The 18739-nt window shown below is 71.3% G+C and carries 17 protein-coding genes; 10 read left to right on the top strand and 7 right to left on the bottom strand.

Annotated features, from left to right (window positions below; translation table 11 throughout):
• Positions 1–2: 2 nt before the first annotated feature.
• The 4 genes from LDO11_RS10195 (at position 3) to LDO11_RS10180 (ending at position 4024) form a co-directional block, all read left to right on the top strand.
• Positions 3–1817 carry a DUF294 nucleotidyltransferase-like domain-containing protein gene (locus LDO11_RS10195; RefSeq protein WP_232141451.1) on the top strand — a complete coding sequence of 605 codons (1815 nt, stop codon included), beginning with the start codon at positions 3–5 and terminating at the stop codon, positions 1815–1817.
• A 5-nt stretch (positions 1818–1822) separates the two neighbouring features.
• Positions 1823–2461: a 3'-5' exonuclease gene (locus LDO11_RS10190; protein WP_232141450.1), complete on the top strand. Its 639-nt coding sequence runs from the start codon at positions 1823–1825 to the stop codon at positions 2459–2461.
• 123 nt (positions 2462–2584) lie between these two features.
• Positions 2585–3517 (top strand): TPM domain-containing protein, encoded by a 933-nt coding sequence (locus LDO11_RS10185; protein WP_232141449.1) that lies wholly within the window; start codon positions 2585–2587, stop codon positions 3515–3517.
• A 51-nt stretch (positions 3518–3568) separates the two neighbouring features.
• A complete protein-coding gene (locus tag LDO11_RS10180) occupies positions 3569–4024 on the top strand; it encodes a hypothetical protein (RefSeq protein ID WP_232141448.1) in 456 nt (151 codons plus the stop codon).
• A 16-nt stretch (positions 4025–4040) separates the two neighbouring features.
• Here LDO11_RS10180 and LDO11_RS10175 read toward each other — a convergent pair whose 3' ends face one another.
• Positions 4041–4334 carry an EF-hand domain-containing protein gene (locus LDO11_RS10175; RefSeq protein ID WP_232141563.1) on the bottom strand — a complete coding sequence of 98 codons (294 nt, stop codon included), beginning with the start codon at positions 4332–4334 and terminating at the stop codon, positions 4041–4043.
• A 70-nt stretch (positions 4335–4404) separates the two neighbouring features.
• Entirely contained in the window at positions 4405–5607 is a 1203-nt protein-coding gene (locus LDO11_RS10170) for a DesA family fatty acid desaturase (protein WP_232141447.1), read from the bottom strand.
• Between the two features lie 153 nt (positions 5608–5760).
• Here LDO11_RS10170 and mutM point away from each other — a divergent pair, with 153 nt between their 5' ends.
• From mutM to LDO11_RS10155, 3 genes are all read left to right on the top strand, one after another.
• Positions 5761–6573 (top strand): bifunctional DNA-formamidopyrimidine glycosylase/DNA-(apurinic or apyrimidinic site) lyase, encoded by an 813-nt coding sequence (gene mutM / locus LDO11_RS10165; protein WP_232141446.1) that lies wholly within the window; start codon positions 5761–5763, stop codon positions 6571–6573.
• A 61-nt stretch (positions 6574–6634) separates the two neighbouring features.
• Positions 6635–7207, top strand: a complete 573-nt coding sequence (locus tag LDO11_RS10160) for an ECF-type sigma factor (RefSeq protein WP_232141445.1) — start codon at positions 6635–6637, stop codon at positions 7205–7207.
• A gap of 198 nt (positions 7208–7405) precedes the next feature.
• Complete coding sequence (locus LDO11_RS10155; RefSeq protein WP_232141444.1) at positions 7406–10258, top strand: serine/threonine-protein kinase; 2853 nt, start codon at positions 7406–7408, stop codon at positions 10256–10258.
• Between the two features lie 104 nt (positions 10259–10362).
• On the opposite strand, the gene LDO11_RS10150 is transcribed toward LDO11_RS10155, so the two are convergent.
• The 3 genes from LDO11_RS10150 to LDO11_RS10140 form a co-directional block, all read right to left on the bottom strand.
• Positions 10363–10989 (bottom strand): thymidine kinase, encoded by a 627-nt coding sequence (locus LDO11_RS10150; protein WP_129137005.1) that lies wholly within the window; start codon positions 10987–10989, stop codon positions 10363–10365.
• A gap of 10 nt (positions 10990–10999) precedes the next feature.
• Positions 11000–11770: an SEL1-like repeat protein gene (locus LDO11_RS10145; protein ID WP_232141443.1), complete on the bottom strand. Its 771-nt coding sequence runs from the start codon at positions 11768–11770 to the stop codon at positions 11000–11002.
• 77 nt (positions 11771–11847) lie between these two features.
• On the bottom strand, positions 11848–12579 hold the full coding sequence (locus LDO11_RS10140; RefSeq protein WP_232141442.1) for an SEL1-like repeat protein: 732 nt from the start codon (positions 12577–12579) through the stop codon (positions 11848–11850).
• A gap of 112 nt (positions 12580–12691) precedes the next feature.
• Here LDO11_RS10140 and LDO11_RS10135 point away from each other — a divergent pair, with 112 nt between their 5' ends.
• The 3 genes from LDO11_RS10135 to LDO11_RS10125 all read left to right on the top strand — a co-directional run bounded on the left by LDO11_RS10135 (position 12692) and on the right by LDO11_RS10125 (position 17324).
• Positions 12692–14671 (top strand): UvrD-helicase domain-containing protein, encoded by a 1980-nt coding sequence (locus tag LDO11_RS10135; protein WP_232141441.1) that lies wholly within the window; start codon positions 12692–12694, stop codon positions 14669–14671.
• A 123-nt stretch (positions 14672–14794) separates the two neighbouring features.
• A complete protein-coding gene (locus LDO11_RS10130; RefSeq protein WP_232141440.1) occupies positions 14795–15706 on the top strand; it encodes a 5'-nucleotidase, lipoprotein e(P4) family in 912 nt (303 codons plus the stop codon).
• A gap of 856 nt (positions 15707–16562) precedes the next feature.
• Positions 16563–17324: a hypothetical protein gene (locus LDO11_RS10125; protein ID WP_232141439.1), complete on the top strand. Its 762-nt coding sequence runs from the start codon at positions 16563–16565 to the stop codon at positions 17322–17324.
• A 170-nt stretch (positions 17325–17494) separates the two neighbouring features.
• Here the strand turns inward: LDO11_RS10125 and LDO11_RS10120 are convergent, their stop codons facing one another.
• Together LDO11_RS10120 and LDO11_RS10115 are read right to left on the bottom strand one after the other, a co-directional pair.
• Positions 17495–17809, bottom strand: coding sequence for an EscF/YscF/HrpA family type III secretion system needle major subunit (locus LDO11_RS10120; RefSeq protein WP_232141438.1), 315 nt, complete (start codon positions 17807–17809; stop codon positions 17495–17497).
• Between the two features lie 100 nt (positions 17810–17909).
• Positions 17910–18449 (bottom strand): hypothetical protein, encoded by a 540-nt coding sequence (locus LDO11_RS10115; protein ID WP_232141437.1) that lies wholly within the window; start codon positions 18447–18449, stop codon positions 17910–17912.
• Positions 18450–18739: the final 290 nt, after the last annotated feature.

Below are 18739 nucleotides of genomic sequence, written 5' to 3'. Positions count from 1 at the left end.
CGATGGATCCGGTGCCCGGCCTCGACCTCGACCAGCCACCGTTCGACCTGCTCGACGACGCCGGGCGCGCGCGCCTGCAGGCAGGCGTCGACCTCGGTTTCCATGGCGACGGCACCACCCTGATCGAGGCCGGCCGCGCCTCGCCGCATGCCTATGTGCTGCTGAAGGGGCGCGTGCACGCCTACCAGCCGCAGGCCGGCGGTGGTGAAACGCACTTCGCCGATTACGGCCCCGGCGATGTCTTCGGTGCCTGGGCGGTGATGGCCGGGCGTGCGCGGCTGACCTATCGTACCGATGGCGAATGCCTGGCCTTCCTGATTCCCGCCGAGGTGTTCCGCCGGCTGGTCGACGACAACCCGCGTTTCGCCGCCTGGTTCAATGAGGGCCTGGCGACCAAGGGCCAGCTGGCGTTCTCGGCCGGGCGGCGCTGGACGCCCGAACTGGCCACCCGCGTGGGCGATGTCGACCTGGCGCCCGCCGAGCGCGTGGCCTCGACGCTGTCGGTGGCCGAGGCCACCCGGCACCTGCGCGAGCGCGGCGTCGACTGCCTGCTGGTGGACGACCCGGCGCATGACGGCCCGGGCATCGTCACCCGCACCGACCTGCTCGAGGCGCTGGCGCTCGAGCGCCTGCCGCTGGAGGCACCGGTCGGGCCGCTGGCCAATCGCCCGCTGCTGTGCGTGGATCCCGGCGACGCGCTGTTCCAGGCGATGGCGGCGATGACCGAGCACCGGGTCGAGCGCGTGGTGGTGCGGCGTGGCGAGGGCATCGGCGGCACGCTGGGAATCGCCGAGGTGCTGTCGCACTTCGCCAGCCACTCGCATCTCATCGGCCTGCGGCTGGCGCGGGCGCGCACGCTCGACGAGATCACCCGTGCCGCCGGCGGCATGACCGCGCTGATCCGCGGGCTGTCGCGCCAGGGCGTGCGGATGCCCGACCTGATGCAGCTGGTCAGCGCGCTCAACGGCCGCGTCATGGCGCAGATCTTCGAGCTCGTCGTCCCGCCGCAGCTGCGCGAGCGCGTGTGCCTGCTGGTGATGGGCAGCGAAGGGCGGCGCGAGCAGCTGCTCAGGACCGACCAGGACAACGCGCTGGTGGTGGCCGACGATCTCGACTGGCCGGAACTGGCCGCGGCGATGTCGCGCTTCAGCCAGGCGCTCGCACAGGCCGGCTACCCGCCCTGCCCGGGCCGGGTGATGGTGGACAACCCGCACTGGCGGCTGACCGCGTCGCAGTGGCGCACGCGCATCGCCCACTGGCGCCACGACCATGGCGGCGGGACCGCACTCGACCTGTCGATCGCGCTCGATGCGAGGCCTGTGGCCGGCAATGCCACGCTGTTCGCCCCGGTGAAGGATGCGCTGATGGCGCTCGGCAGCGACGGGATCCTGATGCACCACCTCGCCGGCGCGACGCTGCGCTTCGACACGCCGCTGACCTTCTTCGGCCGCGTGCGCGGCGACGCACAGGGCATCGACCTCAAGAAGGGCGGCATCTTCCCGGTCGTGCACGGGCTGCGCTGCCTGGCGCTGCGCCATGGCATCCGCGCCACCGGCAGCATCGAGCGCTGCGAAGCGCTGGTCGCCGCGGGCCACCTGCCGCACGGTCTCGGACGCGACCTGCCGCAGGTGCTCAACGTGTTCCAGCGCATGCGCCTGGAGGCGCAGCTGGCCACCCTCGACCATGGCCGGATACCCGACAACCACGTCGACACCGGCGGCCTGCGCAGGCTCGACCGCGAACTGCTGCGTGACGCCCTGCATGTGGTCAAGGAGTTCCGCGACCACGTGCGCCGCGCATTCCACCTGCAGGACTAGCGGCGATGGATCCGCTGCATCGCTGGTGGCTGCGGCGTCGGCATGGCGACGGACCGTGGGCGGGGCTGCTGCAGCGCCCGCCCGACGACGAATGGGTGAGCCTCGACCTCGAGACCACCGGGCTCGACCACGCACGGGACCATATCCTCAGCCTCGCCGCGGTGCCGGTGCGCGACGGGCGGGTGTGGCTGTCGGAACGGTTCGAACGCCGCATCCGCCCCGATCGCGACTTCGACATCGAATCGATCCGCCACCACCGGATCACCCCGGGCGAGGCCGGTACCGGAATGTCCGTGACCCCCGCGGTGCGCGAACTCCTGCAGTGGCTGGGCAGCCGCAGGCTGCTGGGCTATCACCTGCGCTTCGACCTCGCGATGCTCGCCCCTCACGTGCGCGCGCTCACCGGTTTCCCGCTGCCCAATCCACGGGTGGAGCTGGCCGATGCCTTCGCCACCCGCGCGCTGCGGGCACACCCCGGGGCGCCCGCGGATCTTGCCTTCCGGACCATCGCCGATGCACTCGGCGTGCCGGTGCTTGCCCGCCACAGCGCGCTGGGTGATGCCACCACCGTCGCGCTGTGCTGGCTGGCGTTGCGCGGGGGCCGGGCGCCATCGCTGCACGGGAGCCGTCCGCCGCCGCGCTGAGCGACGCATCCGGAGCCGGCGTCGCGCCTACCGCAACCACCGGGGCTTGCGCGGTGGTCGGGCGCGCCGGTGCAGGTCGGAAGCGATGTGCTCGGCAGCCGTGCGCCGCAGGACTGCGCGCAGATGGTCGACCACATCATGCGCTTCACCGGCCTGCCGCCGAACTTCGTGGTCGGCGAGGCGCAGGTGCCGAACGCGGTGGCGACGATCCTGCTCGACGACCGCAAGGTTCCGCAGCGGGTGATCGCCTTCAATCCGCGCTTCATCGACGCCGTCGGCCGCGCCACCAACAGCACCACCTGGGCGCCGATGAGCATCATGGCGCACGAGATCGGCCACCACCTGTCCGGCCACACCATCACCGGCACCGGCAGCCAGCCGCCGATCGAACTGGAAGCCGACAAGTTCTCCGGCTTCATCCTCTACCGCATGGGTGCACCGCTGCTGGAAGCGTCCCGCGCGATCGAGACCCTGGTCGGTCCGGACGACAGCGCCACCCACCCGGGCCGCGACCGCCGCATGGCGGCGATCCGCGAAGGCTGGATGGATGCCTGCCGCCAGCAGGGCCGCGCCGACTGCGAGACGCTGGCCACCGCGACCACCCTGCCGGCAACGCAGCCGGGCGGCCCCACTGCGCCCGCACCGGCCGACACCCCGACGGTCGCGCAGCCGGGCGTGCCGGAGCGGCTGCCCAGCGCCGATCCCGGCAACCTGCCGGCCAAGCAGGGGGGCCGCTTCGTCGTCGACGAAAGCGGGCTGCTCGGTGCCGACGAACGCGTGCGCCTGGAACAGCAGCTGTTCGAGCACGCACGCGACCATGGCGTGGAGATCGCGCTGCTGCTGGTGCGCGACCTGCAGGGCCTGTCGGCGGAGGATTTCGCCTGGGCGATGCTGCGGCAGATGCGCATCGGCAAGCTGGATGTCGGCAATGGCGCGGTGCTGGTGGTCGCTCCGGAGCAGAACGACGCCGGCGTGGCGATGGGCCCCGGCGTGGCCCTGGCGATGGAAGGCTTCGAGGGTGCCAGCCGGCTGCAGGGCTGGATCGAGCAGGCCTGACCGATCTGCCAGCAGCCGGGCGGGTGCCGCGGCTGGACGCAGAACCTGTTCATGATGCCCGAGCTGCTGATGCGCCAGACCGCCGGACTCGACTGGAACATCCGCCACCGCGGACTGGCCGGGTTCCGCGCCGCGTCCGAGGGCTATTCCCGGCAACGGCTGGAACAGGGCGGGGAGTACCGGGCGTCGGACGACCCGATCTTCCGCCAGCTGGTGCGCTTCGAGGGCACCGTGCAGACCCTCGACACCCCGGTGGGCGTGGTTGGCGTGGCGGAGGAGATCCTCGCCAATGGCGCCATCGTGGGGCAGGGCAAGCGCGCGGTGCACGTGAAGTCGGATGACGGCTACGACGCCATCGTCTACCTTGAACCGCGCACCGTGCCGCTGATGCCTGCCGGGCTGCCGGCCGTGGGCGAGCGCTACACCTTTGTCGGTCGCGTGCAGCGGCCCGCCGCCCTGCGCGGGCATGCCGACCATCTGTTCCTGCTGAGCTGGGAACGCATGTAGGAATGCGTGCCGCCGGCTACTGCGGCGGCGCGGCCAGTTCGCGTGCGTCGAGGTAGCCGTCGCGGTTGGTGTCCTGGCGGTTGAAGCGTTCCGCCAGCCGCGCGAGGTAGGCCTCGCGGGTCAGCAGCGGCGCGCGGCCGCCGGGCTGTTCCGATGGCTCGAGCCGGCCATCGCCGTTGGCATCCATGCGCTCGAACGCATACAGCATCCACGCCTGGTATTCGGCCAGCGACACCCGGCCGTCGCCATCGCCGTCCATCCGCGACAGATAGTCACCGGTGGCGGTGACCTGCCCGTTCGCCATGCCCATCGCCGCCAGCAACAGGCCAGCGCACACATGCGCGCTCGTGGCCAGGCCCGATCGACGCCGCACCTGCACCTCAGCCACGCGCCGGCTGCAGGGTGTAACCCTTCAGGCGCGCGGAATACGCCTGCAGGGTGTGGATGCCGGAGGCCTCGGCGTCCTGGCACCAGGCCTGCAGCTGTCGCAGGCGTTCGCCGGCGTCGTGGCTGCGCGCCTCCAGCACGGCGGCAAGCTTCGCCCGGTATTCCACCAGCGTGCGGATACGCGGCCGCTGGTCGACCCACTGCTGCAGCTGCGCGCGCGCTTCCGGCTGCAGCCAGCGTCCGTCGTCGACCAGCGCCCTGCGCAGGCGACGCGGCAACAGCGCGCGCATGCGCGCACCGGCGGCGCGGGCCTCCTCGCGCAGCGCCGGCCTGATCACGTTGCGGTGGTAGTCGGTCATCGCCTGGAAGCGGTGCGCCAGCAGCGCGCGCACGGTGTCGGCATCGGGCACGTGGATGTTGGGCCGTATGTCGAGCGCGGGCGCCACCCGCAGCACCCGCGCCAGCCCGACGGCCTGCAGCGCGCGGATCACCACCCAGCCGATGTCGACTTCAAACCGGCGCAGCGCGAACTTCGCCGAGCTCGGGAAGGCGTGGTGGTTGTTGTGCAGCTCCTCGCCGCCGATCCACACGCCCCACGGACTGAGGTTGGTGGCGGTGTCGGTGGTCTCGAAGTTGCGGTAGCCCCACCAGTGGCCCAGGCCATTGACCACGCCGGCCGCCCAGAACGGGATCCACGCCATCTGCAGTGCCCACAGCGCCACGCCGGCGAAACCGAACAGCACGAACAGCACCAGCAGCAGCACGGTCGGACCCAGCGCCGAATGCGCGGCATAGACGTGGCGCTCGATCCAGTCGTCGGGGCAGCCGCGGCCGTACTGCTCGATATCGCCGCGCAGCGCGCTCGCCTCGCGGTACAGCTCCACGCCGCGCCAGAACACCGTGCCGATGCCCTTGTGCATCGGGCTGTGCGGATCCTCCTCGGTCTCGCACTTGGCGTGGTGCTTGCGGTGGATGGCCACCCATTCGCGGGTCACCATCCCGGTCGACAGCCAGGTCCAGGCGCGGAACACGTGCGCCACCGCCGGGTGGAAGTCCACGCCCCGATGTGCCTGGCTGCGGTGCAGGTACAGGGTGACCGAGAAGATGGTGAGCTGGGTGGTGACCAGGAACACCGCCAGCAGCGGCCAGAAGCCGGCCTGGACGAGGCCACCGGCGAGGAAGTCGAGCACGGGCATGCACCGGATCGGAGGGACCGGGCCATCTTGGGCCGGGTCCGGGGCCGATGCCATCCCTGCGCGCGCGTACGTTGCGGCCGGTACACCGTCGTGCAGGCCTTGCCGCAGGCGACCGGCGCTCCCATCTGTGGGTGAATCCTGCCAGCCCTGCCCATGCCCGAACTGCCCGAAGTCGAAACCACGCGTCGCGGCCTGCTGCCGCACGTGGCCGGACGCACCATCGCCGCGGTCACCCTGCGCCGCGCCGACCTGCGCTGGCCGATCCCGCCCGAGCTGCCGCAGTGGCTCGCCGGCCAGCGCGTGGAGGACGTGCGTCGCCGTGCCAAGTACCTGCTGCTGGATACCGCGCCCGGCAGCGCGCTGCTGCACCTTGGCATGTCAGGCAGCCTGCGGGTGCTGCCGGCCGACACCCCGCTGCGTGCCCACGACCATGTCGACATCGGCCTCGACGACGGCCGCGTGCTGCGCTTCAACGACCCGCGCCGGTTCGGCTGCCTGCTGTGGCAACCGGCAGGCGACGTGCACCCGCTGCTGGCCGGGCTGGGCCCGGAACCGCTGTCGGATGCGTTCGACGGCGGGCATCTGTACCGCCTCTCGCGCGGCCGCAAGGCGCCGGTCAAGGCGTTCCTGATGGACCAGGCGGTGGTGGTGGGCGTGGGCAACATCTATGCCGCCGAAGCGCTGTTCATGGCCGGGGTGTCGCCGCTGCGCGCGGCCGGCAAGGTGTCGCGCGATCGCTACGTTCTGCTGGCGGATGCGGTGAAGGCGGTGCTCGGGCATGCCATCGAACGCGGCGGCACCACGCTGCGCGACTTCATCAGCCCCGATGGCGCCCCCGGCTACTTCGAGCAGGAGCTCAACGCCTACGGCCGCGGCGGTGCGCCCTGCCGCCGCTGCGGACGCGCGTTGCGGCAGGCGCTGATCGGGCAGCGCGCCAGCGTGTGGTGCCCGGCCTGCCAGCGCTGAGCGGCGCACCTGCCGCGCCGGTGCGCGCTATAGTCGGCGCGGGCGGCATTCGGGGATGGCAATGTCGGGCACGGCGGAAATCACCCTCTGGCTGGATGCCGCGCGCGGCGGTGATCGGGCCGCGATGGACCAGGTGCTGGCGACGCTCTACCAGGAGCTGCACGCGATGGCGCGGCGCCAGCTTGCCGGCCAGCACGGCCAGACGCTCGATGCCACCGCGCTGGTGCACGAGGCCTATCTCAAACTCATCGGCGGCCAGGCCGCACGCTTCGACGACCGCGCGCATTTCTTCGCCTATGCGGCCTCGGCGATGCGCAGCGTGGTGGTCGATTACGCGCGCCAACGGTTGGCCCGCAAGCGTGGCGGCGACCTGCACCGCGTCACCGACCTGCCCGAGGACCTCGCCGGCGGCGTGCGCCTGGACGAGGACACGCTGGCACTGGATGCCGCGCTGACCGCGCTGGGCCGCGTCGACGAACGACTCGCACGGGTGGTCGAACTGCGCTATTTCGCGGGCCTGTCGGAACTCGAGATCGCAGCGCTGCTGGAGCGCTCCGAGCGCAGCGTGCGCCGCGACTGGCAGAAGGCGCGGATGTACCTGCTGGCAGCGCTGCAGGATGGAACGGCGAGCTGACCCTGGCCGGCGGCGGCCCGCCGGTCGAGCCTCCTGCGCAGACGCTGGAGCGGAAGTGGATGGCCGCCGCGCGCGACCGCTGCCTGGTCCCGGACGCGGCGGAGTGGGCAGGGTGCGCGGCCCCCAACCACCCTTGCCCTCTCCCCCTGGCGGGAGAGGGGGAGCGATCGTCGCGCCGCGCGCGACCGCATAGCTTCCATGGACGCCGCGCGCTGGCAGCAGGTCTCCACGCAGCTCGATGCGCTGCTCGATCTGGAGATCCCGGCGCGCAGCACGGTGCTGGCGCGGATCCGTGTGGACGATCCGCCACTGGCCGCCGAGCTCGAGCGACTGCTCGCCCTCGAGCACACCGAAAGCCCGCTCGACACGCCGCTTGTCGCGCCGCTGCCCGGCGCGCGACCCGGCCTCGCGGTCGGCCCCTATCGGCTCGAGCACCTGCTGGGCGAGGGCGGCATGGGCCAGGTCTGGCTGGCGCGCCGCGACGATGGGCTCTACCAGCGCCGGGTCGCCCTGAAGCTGCTGCGCCCGGGGCTCGCCGATCCCGGCCTGCGCCTGCGCTTCACCCGCGAACGGCAGATCCTCGCCCGGCTCGAGCATGCGCATATCGCGCGCCTGCTCGACGCCGGCATCAGTGCCGACCAGCAACCGTACCTGGCGCTGGATTACGTCGACGGCGAACCCATCACCGACTGGTGCACGCGCCGTGAGGCCGGCATCGAGGCATGCCTGCACCTGTTCCTGCAGGTCTGCGATGCGGTCAGCCACGCGCACGCCAACCTGGTCGTGCACCGCGACCTCAAGCCGTCCAACATCCTGGTCACTCCGCTCGACGAGGTGCGGCTGCTGGACTTCGGCATCGCCAAGCTGCTCGATGCACCGGAGCCGGCGCTGGAACGCACGCGCACCGGGCTGCGCGCCTTCACCCTGCACTACGCCGCGCCCGAGCAGATCCGCGGCGAGCCGGTCACCACGATGACCGACGTGTATTCGCTGGGCATGGTGCTCTACGAGCTGGTGGCCGGCGCCAAGCCGTATGCGCTCAAGCGCCCCAGCGACGCGCAGTGGGAGGAAGCGATCCTCGGGGTGGACCCGCCGCGCCCTTCCGTGGTGCTGCAGCGGCGCGCGGATGAAGCTTCGTCGGCGGATGCCCCGACGTTGCGACGGCGCGCGCGGCGCAGTGCCGGCGACCTCGACAACATCGTGCTCAAGGCGCTGGCCAAGCGCCCGGAGCAGCGCTATCCATCGGTGGAGGCGTTCGCGCTGGACCTGCAGCGTTATCTGGAGGGCCGGCCGGTGCTGGCACGGCCGCAGGGGCTGCTGTACCGGGCAGGCAAGTACGTGCGCAGGCATCGCTGGCCACTTGCCACCACCGCGGCCATCACCGTGGTGCTGGCGCTGGCACTGGCGATCCTCGGCTGGCAGCGCGCGCAGGCGCAGCGCGAAGCGGACCGTGCACGGGCCATGCAGGCACTGGTGGTGGGCCTGTTCGAACATGCCGGCAGCGCGAGGGCTTCGCGCCCGCTGGACGTGCGCGAACTGCTCGATGCCGGCCAGGCCCGCGGCGCGGTGGAGCTTGCCGGCCAGCCGGGCCTGCACGCCGAACTGCTGGGAGTGCTGGCGCGCCTGCGGCTGGGCCTGGGCGATTACGCGCGCGCACTCGATCTGCTCGACCGGCAGGCGACGCTGATCGACGGCGCCGGCGACGTGCCGGCCAGCCTGCGCCTGGAAGCGAGCGCCGACCGTGGCCGTGCATTGCGCCTGCTCGGCCGGCCCGCGGACTGCGTGGCGCGGATGGACCCGGCACGCAATGTCGCGCATGCCGCGGAAGGGCGGCTGCCGGCGCAGGCAGCCGAGTACTACGCCCAGCTCGGCCGCTGCCGCCGCCAGACCGGCGAGATGGCCGCGGCGGAAACCCTGTTCCGCCACGCGCTGGCATTGCGCCGCGCACGGGTCGCCAACGGGCCCGGCGTTTCCGAGAACCTCGCCGACCTCGCATCGCTGCATGCCGCACGCGGGCAGACCGCGGCGGCACGACGCGGCTACCAGGCGGCGCTGGAGGAACTGCGCCGCGGTGTCGGCGGACGCCACCCGCTCGCCGTCGACATGCTGCGCGCGCTGTGCGCCGTGGAACGCGACGGCGGCCACGTGACCCAGGCCGAACGCCACTGCCGCGAAGCGCTCGCGCTCGCCCAGGCGCTGCATGGCAGCCACCATCCCGACACCATCGACGCACGCCGCCTGCTGGCCGCGCTGCATGTCGACCAGGGCCGGCTGACCGAGGCCGAGACCGAGTTCCGCGAAGCGCATGCCTGGCTGCTCGCACGCCTGGGGCCGGACCACGCCGACGTCGCGCGCAACCTCAACAGTCTGGCAATCGTGGCCTGGGAACGGGGCGACACCGATTCGGCATTGCGCGACCTGCGCGCCGCCACCGCGATGCTGGCCGCGCGCGGCCCCGGCCATGCGCTGGCCGACGCGCTGTTCAACCTCGCGCTGGTACGTGCGGACGTGGGTGATGCGCAGGGTGCGCTGCGTCCGCTCGACCAGGCGCTGGCCCTGCGCGTGCAGCTGCTGGGCCGCGAGCATCCGCAGGTGGGCGTGGCCCGGCGGCTGCGCGGTGAGCTGCTGCTGCGCCTTGGTCGCGGCGACGCGGCGCTCGCCGCGCTGCGCGACGCCGCCCGCCTGACCGGCACCGGCTACGGGACCGCGCACCCGCAGGCCCGTCGTGCCCGGCACGCGCTTGCACTGGCCGAATCCGCAGGCGACCCCACGCGGCTCCTGCGCCGCCTGGATCCGCTGGCCACCGCGGCATCGGCGGACCTCGAAGCCCGCAAGGCCGCCTGGCTGGCGGCTGCCGATGCCGCCGCGCTGCGCTGCGCCGGCAACGACAGCGGCCGCGGCCGGCTCGACGCCACCCGGATCACGGGCGAACTGCGCGCCGCCTTTCCCGAAGGCGGCAGCGTGCGCCGCCAGGCCACCGCACTGCTGGCCGCATGCGACCGACCGATCGAAGACGCCACGCACGCCGGAGTACGCACGGCCGGCCGCTGACGTACCTGCAATCGTGCCGGGGTGAGCGGCCACGGGCGTCGTCGAAGCCCGCGACGGAAAGGTGGCCGGCGCTCGCCTCACGGTCCGCCGGTCCGGGCAATCGCCTACTGCAACGGCAGCGACGCCTGCGCCGGCTCCACGCCACCCTCGCCGCGGGCGATGCGCTTGAACTCCGCGCGGCTCACCGACAGGTAGCGCTCGTTGCCGCCGATCTCCACCTGCGGCCCCGCCTGCACCGCGTGCCCGCTGTCGTCCACGCGCACGGTCATCGTGGCCTTGGAGCCGCTATGGCAGATGGTCTTGATCTCGTGCATCTCGTCCGCCCAGGCCAGCAGGTACTGGCTGCCCTCGAACAGCTCGCCACGGAAGTCGGTGCGCAGGCCGTAGCACAGCACCGGGATGCGCAGCCGGTCGACCACTTCGGTGAGCTGCCACACCTGCGGCTTGCGCAGGAACTGCGCCTCGTCCACCAGCACGCAGTGCAGCCGCCCGTTGTGGTCGGCCACGTCGCGTTCCACCCGGGCCAGCAGGTCGTCCTCGGTGGTGAACGCCTCGGCAGGCGACTCCAACCCGATCCGCGAGGCGACCCGGCCGCGCCCGGCGCGATCGTCCAGCGCCGGCGTCAGGATCAGCACGCGCATCCCGCGTTCGCGATAGTTGTGCGCGGACTGCAGCAGGGTCGTGGTCTTCCCGGCATTCATCGCCGAGTAGTAGAAGTACAGCTTGGCCATGCCGTGGATTCTACGGCGTCGGCTCCTTCGGCTTGCCCACCTTTTCCGCTTCGCCGACGTCGACCCGGCCACGCACCGGGGCCGTCCACACCCGGTCCTGCACCTCCCGATAGGCCGTCGGGTCGACGTTCTCCTTGGCGTAGAACCTGCGGCCATCGATCGCGATGGGGCGGGTACCGTCGTAGGCGGTGATCGTCGCCCCCTGGCCGGACGCATCGAGCATGCTGCCGGTGCCGCGTCGGCGCTCGCGACGCAGCACGGTGGCCAGACGTGGGCCGGTGGCTGCATCGCCGTATTCCGCGCGCAGCGCCGGGCCGCGTTCGGCCACGCGCGCGCGTTCCGCGGCGTCGAGCTGCTCCCAGTAGAGCTGCGCCCAGACCTGGAACTGGTGATAACCGCGCTCGGCGGCGAGGAACATCCACAGATAGCCGTCCACGCGGTCCGCGGGGGCGCCCCTGCCCGACCAGTGCCGTTCGCCGAGCATGGCCTGAGACGGCTTGTCGCCGTAGTACGCGCCACGGCGGAAGTGCCGCAAAGCGTCCTCCGCGCGGCCATCCAGCAGCGCGTCCATGCCCCGCTGCCGGCCGGCAAGGTCGGGGTGGGCTTCCAGCATCCCCGAGGTGACCACCGAGGGATCGAGCTCGGGGATGAAGCGCCCCGACCCGGTATCGACGGTCATCGCCGCCGCAACGCCCTGGGCGGCCTCCTGGGCGCTGCACTCCGCGCCGGCAACGGTGAACGCCGCGAACGCGGCGATGATGAGGGCAACGTCCTGTCGCATGCCTGTGTTTCCTGTCTGGAACTGTCGTTGCGCAACACCGAGCCGCGCTGTTCATGCCGCGGTCCCGCGCTGTGGGGTCAACGACGCGGCGCGTCGACCTGGCCGAGGTCCGCGCCGAACAGGCGTGCGGCCTCGAGGTCGCGCTGGCGCCAGTACTCGGCAGGACTCAGTTTCGCGTCCGCGTAATGCACGGCCGAGTCGGCCCCGGACCCGCACATCCCGAGCCCGGTGATCGCACCCTTGCCGCGCGGCATGGCCTGTTCGGTGCAAACGCGCGCCGCGCCCGGTGATCCAAGGCGGCTGCCGGCGGCCACCATCGTCCAGCGTCGGCGCTCGCGTTCCAGGCGTGGCTGGGCGACATCGTCCGCGTACTGGTCATAGACTGCCTTGCCTTCCTCGACCGCGCGCTCTCGCGAGGCCCCGTCAAGCTCCGCCCAGTAGACCTCGCGCTGCGCCGCCAGCCGCGGATCGCCACGCTCGGCGGCGAGATCCATCCACGCATAGGCCAGCGCGCGGTCCCTGGGCACGCCGCGGCCTTCCCAGAGCAACTGCGCCATCAGCGCCTGCGATGCCTTGTCGGCATGGCGCGCGGCGCGCTCGAAATGCCCGCGTGCTTCCTCCGCGCGCCCTTCCTGCAACGCGGCAATCCCGAGCATCCGGTGCTTCTGGTCGGGATGCGCGTTCCAGTAATCGGGAGTCCGGTCATTCCAGGAGGGCGAATCCGCTGCGCGTGCCGGCAGGACCGGGGTTCCGCCCGCCATCGCCAGCCCGATCGCACCCGCCAGCAGTCCATACGACAGCCTGTTCATCGCCCACCCTCCCTGTGGATTGCTTTCCTTACACCACGTCGCCGGCAGCTGCAACGTGCAGCGCACCAGGCCGCTTCGGCGACAATGGCCGGCCCGCCGTTGCCGATTGCCGATGCAAGGTCTCAATCCCCCCCAGCGTGCCGCGGTGCTCCACTGCGAAGGGCCGCTGCTGGTGCTCGCCGGCGCCGGCAGCGGCAAGACCCGCGTGATCGTCGAGAAGATCGCCCACCTGATCGCCGCCGGGCATTACCCCGCGCGTCGCATCGCCGCGATCACCTTCACCAACAAGTCGGCCAAGGAGATGCGCGAACGCGTCGCCAAGCGCATCCGCGGCGACGCGGCCGAAGGCCTGACCATCTCCACCTTCCACGCGCTGGGCCTGAAGCTGCTGCAGATCGAACACGAACGCGCCGGCCTGCGCCGCGGCTTCTCGGTGTTCGATGCCGACGACTGCGCGGCGCAATTCAAGGACCTGTGCAGCGGCATGAAACCCGACGCGATCCAGGCGCTGCAGGGTCTGGTGTCGCGGGCCAAGAACGCCGGCCTGTCGCCGGAGGAAGCCGCTGCGCTCGCACGCAGCACCCGCGAGCTCGAGGCGGCCGAGCTCTACAGCCGCTACCAGGCGCGACTGACGAGCTTCAACGCGGTCGACTTCGACGATCTGATCCGCCTGCCGGTGCAGTTGCTGGAAGCCCACGAGGACCTGCGGCTGGGCTGGCGCGAACGTATCGGCTACCTGCTGGTCGACGAATGCCAGGACACCAACGATGCCCAGTACCGCCTGCTCAAGGCGATCGCCGGGCCCAAGGGCAACTTCACCTGCGTGGGTGACGACGACCAGTCGATCTACGCCTGGCGCGGCGCGAACCCCGAGAACCTGACCTCGCTCGGCACCGATTACCCGAGCCTCGAGATCATCAAGCTCGAGCAGAACTACCGCTGTTCCAACCGGGTGCTGCGCGCGGCCAACGCCTTGATCGCCAACAACCCGCACGAGCATCTGAAGACGCTGTGGAGCGCGCAGGCCGATGGCGAGCGCATCCGCATCTGGGAATGCCGCGACCACGCCCACGAGGCCGAGCGCGTGGCCGCCGAGCTGCAGTTCCTGCATGCCTCGGGCGGCATGCAGTGGAACGAGTGCTGCATCCTGTTCCGCAGCAATTTCCAGTCGCGCGCACTGGAAAAGGCGCTGCAGCTGATGCGCGTGCCGTATCACCTGTCCGGCGGCACCGCGTTCCTGGAGCGCGCCGAGGTCAAGGATGCGCTGTCGTGGCTGCGGCTGGTCGCCAACCCGGAGGACGACAGCGCCTTCCTGCGTGCGGTGCAGTCGCCCAAGCGCGAAGTGGGCGCGACCACGCTGGCGCGGCTGTCGGAACTCGCGCAGCAGGCGCAGATGCCGATGTCGCGGGCGATCGAATCGATCGGGCTGCTGAAGCAGCTGCCGCCACGCGCGGCGAACTCCCTCGGCACCTTCGCCGACATCCTGCGCGGCCTACGCCAGGATGCGAACCGGCTGCCGCCGGCGGAACTCGTGCGCAACCTGGTCGAGCGGTCGGGGATGCTTGCCGCGGTGCGCGCGCAGTGCAGGACCGAACAGCAGTTCGCGATGCGCCGTGGCAACCTCGAGGAGCTTGCCGGCTGGTTCGAGGGCGGCGCGCGTGGGGCAGGCCCCGGTGACCTCGCCGCGCAGCTGGCGCTGCTCACCCATGCCGATCGCGACGATCCCGGCAACCAGGTGCGGCTGATGAGCATGCACGCGGCCAAGGGCCTCGAGTTCCGCTACGTGTTCATCGTCGGCGTGGAGGACGGCGTGCTGCCGCACGAGGCCAGCATCGACGAGGGGCGCATCGACGAGGAGCGGCGCCTGCTGTACGTCGGCATCACCCGCGCCAAGGAGCGCTTGTGGCTGTCGCATGCCCGCGAGGCGACCAAGTGGGGCAGCCGGATGAAGCTCAAGCCCAGTCGCTTCCTCGACGAACTGCCGCCCGACGAACTGCAACGCGACGGCGCCGACCCGGTGGCCGATGCCGAGCACAAGCGCGAACGCGCGGGGGCGGGATTCGCCGCGATCAGGGCATTGCTCGACGCCTGAGCCGGCGCCGCCGTTGCCGGGGCTGCGGTGATGTGCCGCCTCACCGCAGGCGCGAGCGCGCGCGGCGGGCTGTCATGCGCCTCGGCTAAACTCGCACGCCCTGCAAGATCCGCGGAGATCGCGATGCGTCCCCTGCTGCTGACCCTGTCCCTGCTCGCGGTGGGCCTGACGGCCTGCCGGCCGGCACCCGAGACCACCACTGCGCAGGTGCCGCAGGCCACTCCCACCCAGCAGGCCACGCGTCCGGCCGCGACCGACGCCGACGACAACCTCAACGCGGTGCTGTGGGTGCAGCGCTCCGTCGAATACCGGGCCACGGCGCTGTCGCTGTTCCGCGCCGCGGCCGACCACCTCGACGCGGCGATCGCCGAGAAGAACTGGGACGCGCTGGTGCCGGACGAGCGCGACAACCCCGACGCGTGGGCGGAGCTGCCGCCGGCGGTGATCATGGACATCGACGAGACCGTGCTCGACAACTCGCCCTACCAGGCACGCCTGGTGCGCGATGGCGCCGAGTACGACGAGGCGACGTGGGCCGCCTGGGTGGCGGAGAAGAAGGCGGAGCCGGTGCCCGGGGTCGTCGATTTCGCACGCGCCGCCAGCGACAAGGGCGTGACCATCCTCTACCTGTCCAATCGCGCCCAGCATCTCAACGAGGCCACGCTCGCCAACCTGCGCGCCGTGGGCCTGCCGGTGAAGGACGACAGCGTGTTCCTCGGCCTCGGCACCCATGTCGACGGCTGCGAACAGCACGGCAGCGAAAAGCTCTGCCGGCGCCGACTGGCTGGCCGCGATTACCGGGTGATCATGCAGTTCGGCGACCAGCTCGGCGATTTCGTGCAGGTCATCGCCAATACCGACGAGGCACGCAACGGCCTGCTGGAGGAATACGGCGACTGGTTCGGCGAGCGCTGGTGGATGCTGCCCAATCCCACCTACGGTGGCTGGGAGCCGGCGCTGTTCAACAACGGCTGGGAGCAGCCGCGCGAACAGCGCCGCGTGCTGAAGCGCGAGGCGCTGCGGCTGGCGCAGTAGCACGACGCCGCACGAGCGTCGTATCCGCGTACACGTGCGCGCACCCTGGGGTTTTCCCGGGGGTGCGCAGCCGACGCGTGCAGGCTAGCGTGCAGGCAACCGGCGATGGGGGAGCCGGCACCCGGCAACCGCGCAAAGGCCCATGGTCGGTCCCCTTTCCAATCTCGCTCCCCCCTCGCCTTTCGCCGGTCCCGGCGGCGGGCGTTCGTTGATCGGCGTACTGCACAGCCTGACCAGCCCGCTGGCCCGCAGCATGGGGCTGGGGGAGGGGCGCGCGGATGCATGGACACAGGGCGCCCGCTCGCATGTGGCGGAGACGGTGCGTGGAAACGGCCTGCAACCTTCGCTGCCGGCATCGGCGCCGGTGGCGCCGCCGGCGCCGCCGGGCCTTGCCCAGGCTGCGTTCGCGCGTGGGCAGGGGCTCGGAAACCCCGCAGCAGGAATGCCAGCGACGGCGGCGGGGGTGTCCACCACCACGACGCCAGCGGCAGCCATGCCATCGATGATGGCGACTGCCGGCGGTGCCGGCCCCACAACACCCCTCGCTGCGGTGGTCACCGCCATCACCACCGCCGCCGGTGCCGCAGCCGCCCGTCCGCTGGCGGACCCATCCGTCTCCACCGCACTTCCGCGGCAGGCGACGCCCGGTGGTGTACCGCCCGGGGCTATGGCGCCGACCGGTGCCGGGCCAGCCATGGCAGGGACGGCAGCAGGTGCCCCGACAGGGGGCCAGGCCGCGCCGGCGGCGCTCCAGAGTGCACCCGGAACGCCGACGGCGACGGCGACGGCAAATATGCTTCCCCGGGGCGCGCCCGTAGCGGCCGCAGTGCCGGCCACAATGACGCCCACGGGACCCATGGCCCAGCCAGGAACGCCGGCCGGGAGCGCATTCGCCACCAACACGGCGAATACGTCCAACGCATCGAACGCCTCGCCGACCGCCCTGGCCGCGCAGGCGCAGGCGGCGCACCTTGCGGGCGCAAACCCGGCCCACGTCGCGGTCCGTGGTGAACCCGCGCTTCCCGGCGTGTTGCGCGCGGATGCAGCACTGGTCGCGGAACGCGCAGGGGCGATGCCGTCGAGCGCCATGCTCGCGCAGGCGCCCGGCGGTACCGCAGCGGCTGCCGGTGCCACCGTTGCCCTGGCCACGGCGCCACCGGTCCCCGCGATGCCGACGATGCCCGCCGTGGTACCACCGTCGCAGTCCCCCGCCGACGTGCGTGGCAATCCACTGCTCGCAGGCGCCGAACGCGGCGTCACCCAGCCAACGGGCGCCACGGTGGCCCATGGCCATACCGTCGCATCATCCGGCGACGGGCGCCGCGACCGGCGCGACCGCCTCGGCGCCCTGCTCGCCGCGGTCGGAGCGGGCTCCGAGGCCGCACGTCGCGAACTCGCCGAAATCCAGAAGGCGGAACTCGCCTATCAGTGGCTGTACTGGGTACTCACCATCGTCGCGTTCTCCAGCTTCGGCATCCTGCTGGTCGCGCTGCTGCCGTGGGGCGAAGGCATTGCCCTGGTCAGCCGGGGCGTGCGTGAGCCTGTCTCGACAGGCCTGCTGGTGGCGCTGGGATTGGCGTCCGCGGTTGGCGCCTGGCTGGTCGCTCGAATGCGCTGATCGTGGGCAGCCGTCCCAGTTCGATGCGCCCGGCCCCGGATTGGCCATCCATGGCACCCGGGGTCCCGGAGTCGCAGAACAGAAGAGGCCCGGCGGAGATGCCGGGCCTTTTCCGATCTGCGGAATCGCGAATCGACGCGTGGCGCCGATCCGCGATCCGCGATTGATGCTTACTGCTTGCGTGCGGCGTTGGACTGGGCCTCGCCGATCGTCTTGATCACGGTGGTGACCGTGTTCATGAGCAGCGAGAACTCCTGCGACGCCACCTGGAACTTGGCCATGGTGCTCGGATTGGAGCTGCTCACCTTCTCGGACAGGCTCTTCATCTCGCCGGCCTTGGCGTCAAGCGCCTTCATCTGACCCTCGACAAGGGCGCCGAGCCAGCTCTTGCCACCTTGGGTCTTGCCGGAGGTGTTCTTGTTGGCGCTATCGACACCCTGCAGGAAGGCGGCGTTGTTGAAATCGCTGACGGAGATATTGGCCATGGGTAATTCCTCGTGTCTGATGTTTTGGGCAAATCGAAACGGACCGGGTGATGGGGCCGCGCTGTGGTCCAGAGTGGATGCGCGGAACCTGCAAATCACCTCAGGCCGGCGGCGCCCTCGAGCGATGGCTGCGGCGGACGGATGCCTGTTTCGGCTCCAGCGTCTGGCCGACGAGGCCCGCCTGGGTGGCTCTCTTGGATTCGAGTGCGGCGGCACGCTGTGCCTCCAACCATGCGAGGGCCTGTTCTTCGCTATCGCGCTCGCAGCGTTCGGCGAATTCGATCGCGACCTGCACTTCCCTGTCCTGCAGCGGCTCCAGCATGGCCTCGAACTGGCGCGCCAGGCCGTTGCGGTCGTCCTCGTCGATGGCACCCACGGCAACCAGACCATTCAGGGTCTGCGCGAGATCGTCCGGGTCGTAGGGCCTGAATGTGGCTTCAAGCGGGGTCTCCTCGATCGCCTTTCGATAGGTGTCGATCAGCGATTCGAGTTCCTCACCCTCCAGCCCCGGCTGTTCCCGCAGTGCACTCTCGAAGGTGGCAAGGACGTTCGCCCTGATCCGTGCAGCTGCGCCATCTTCTTCCACGGAAGGAACTGCCGGCTGGTCCACCGCAACCTGCGCCGCGGGGAAACCTGCCATCGACAATCCCTGCGTCGCGGGTCTGCGAGCGGTGGGGCGGCGGGGTAAACGAACCATGTCGTCTCCGTAGGGGTCCCGGTCGTAAAGCAGGGACTGCAGCGCGATGGAAGCGATACTGGACAAGTCAGCCAGGGCCGACAACTGGGGCCGACCCTAGTGCCTAGGGAAACTCTGAACAACTCCCCCGACGTGGGCGACAATAGCGCAACGCGATGAGGGTGACGATCGATGCAGCTGACGTTCGGTGATGCCGAAGGCATGGGCAAGCGCAAGCGGACCCGCAAGGAGAT

Origin of the sequence: Alterluteimonas muca, from assembly GCF_021191595.1 — a bacterium.
Classification (GTDB): Bacteria; Pseudomonadota; Gammaproteobacteria; order Xanthomonadales; family Xanthomonadaceae; genus Luteimonas; species Luteimonas muca.
The sequence above is the reverse complement of the archived record's forward strand: the minus strand, read 5'-3'. Positions and strand labels throughout refer to the sequence as shown.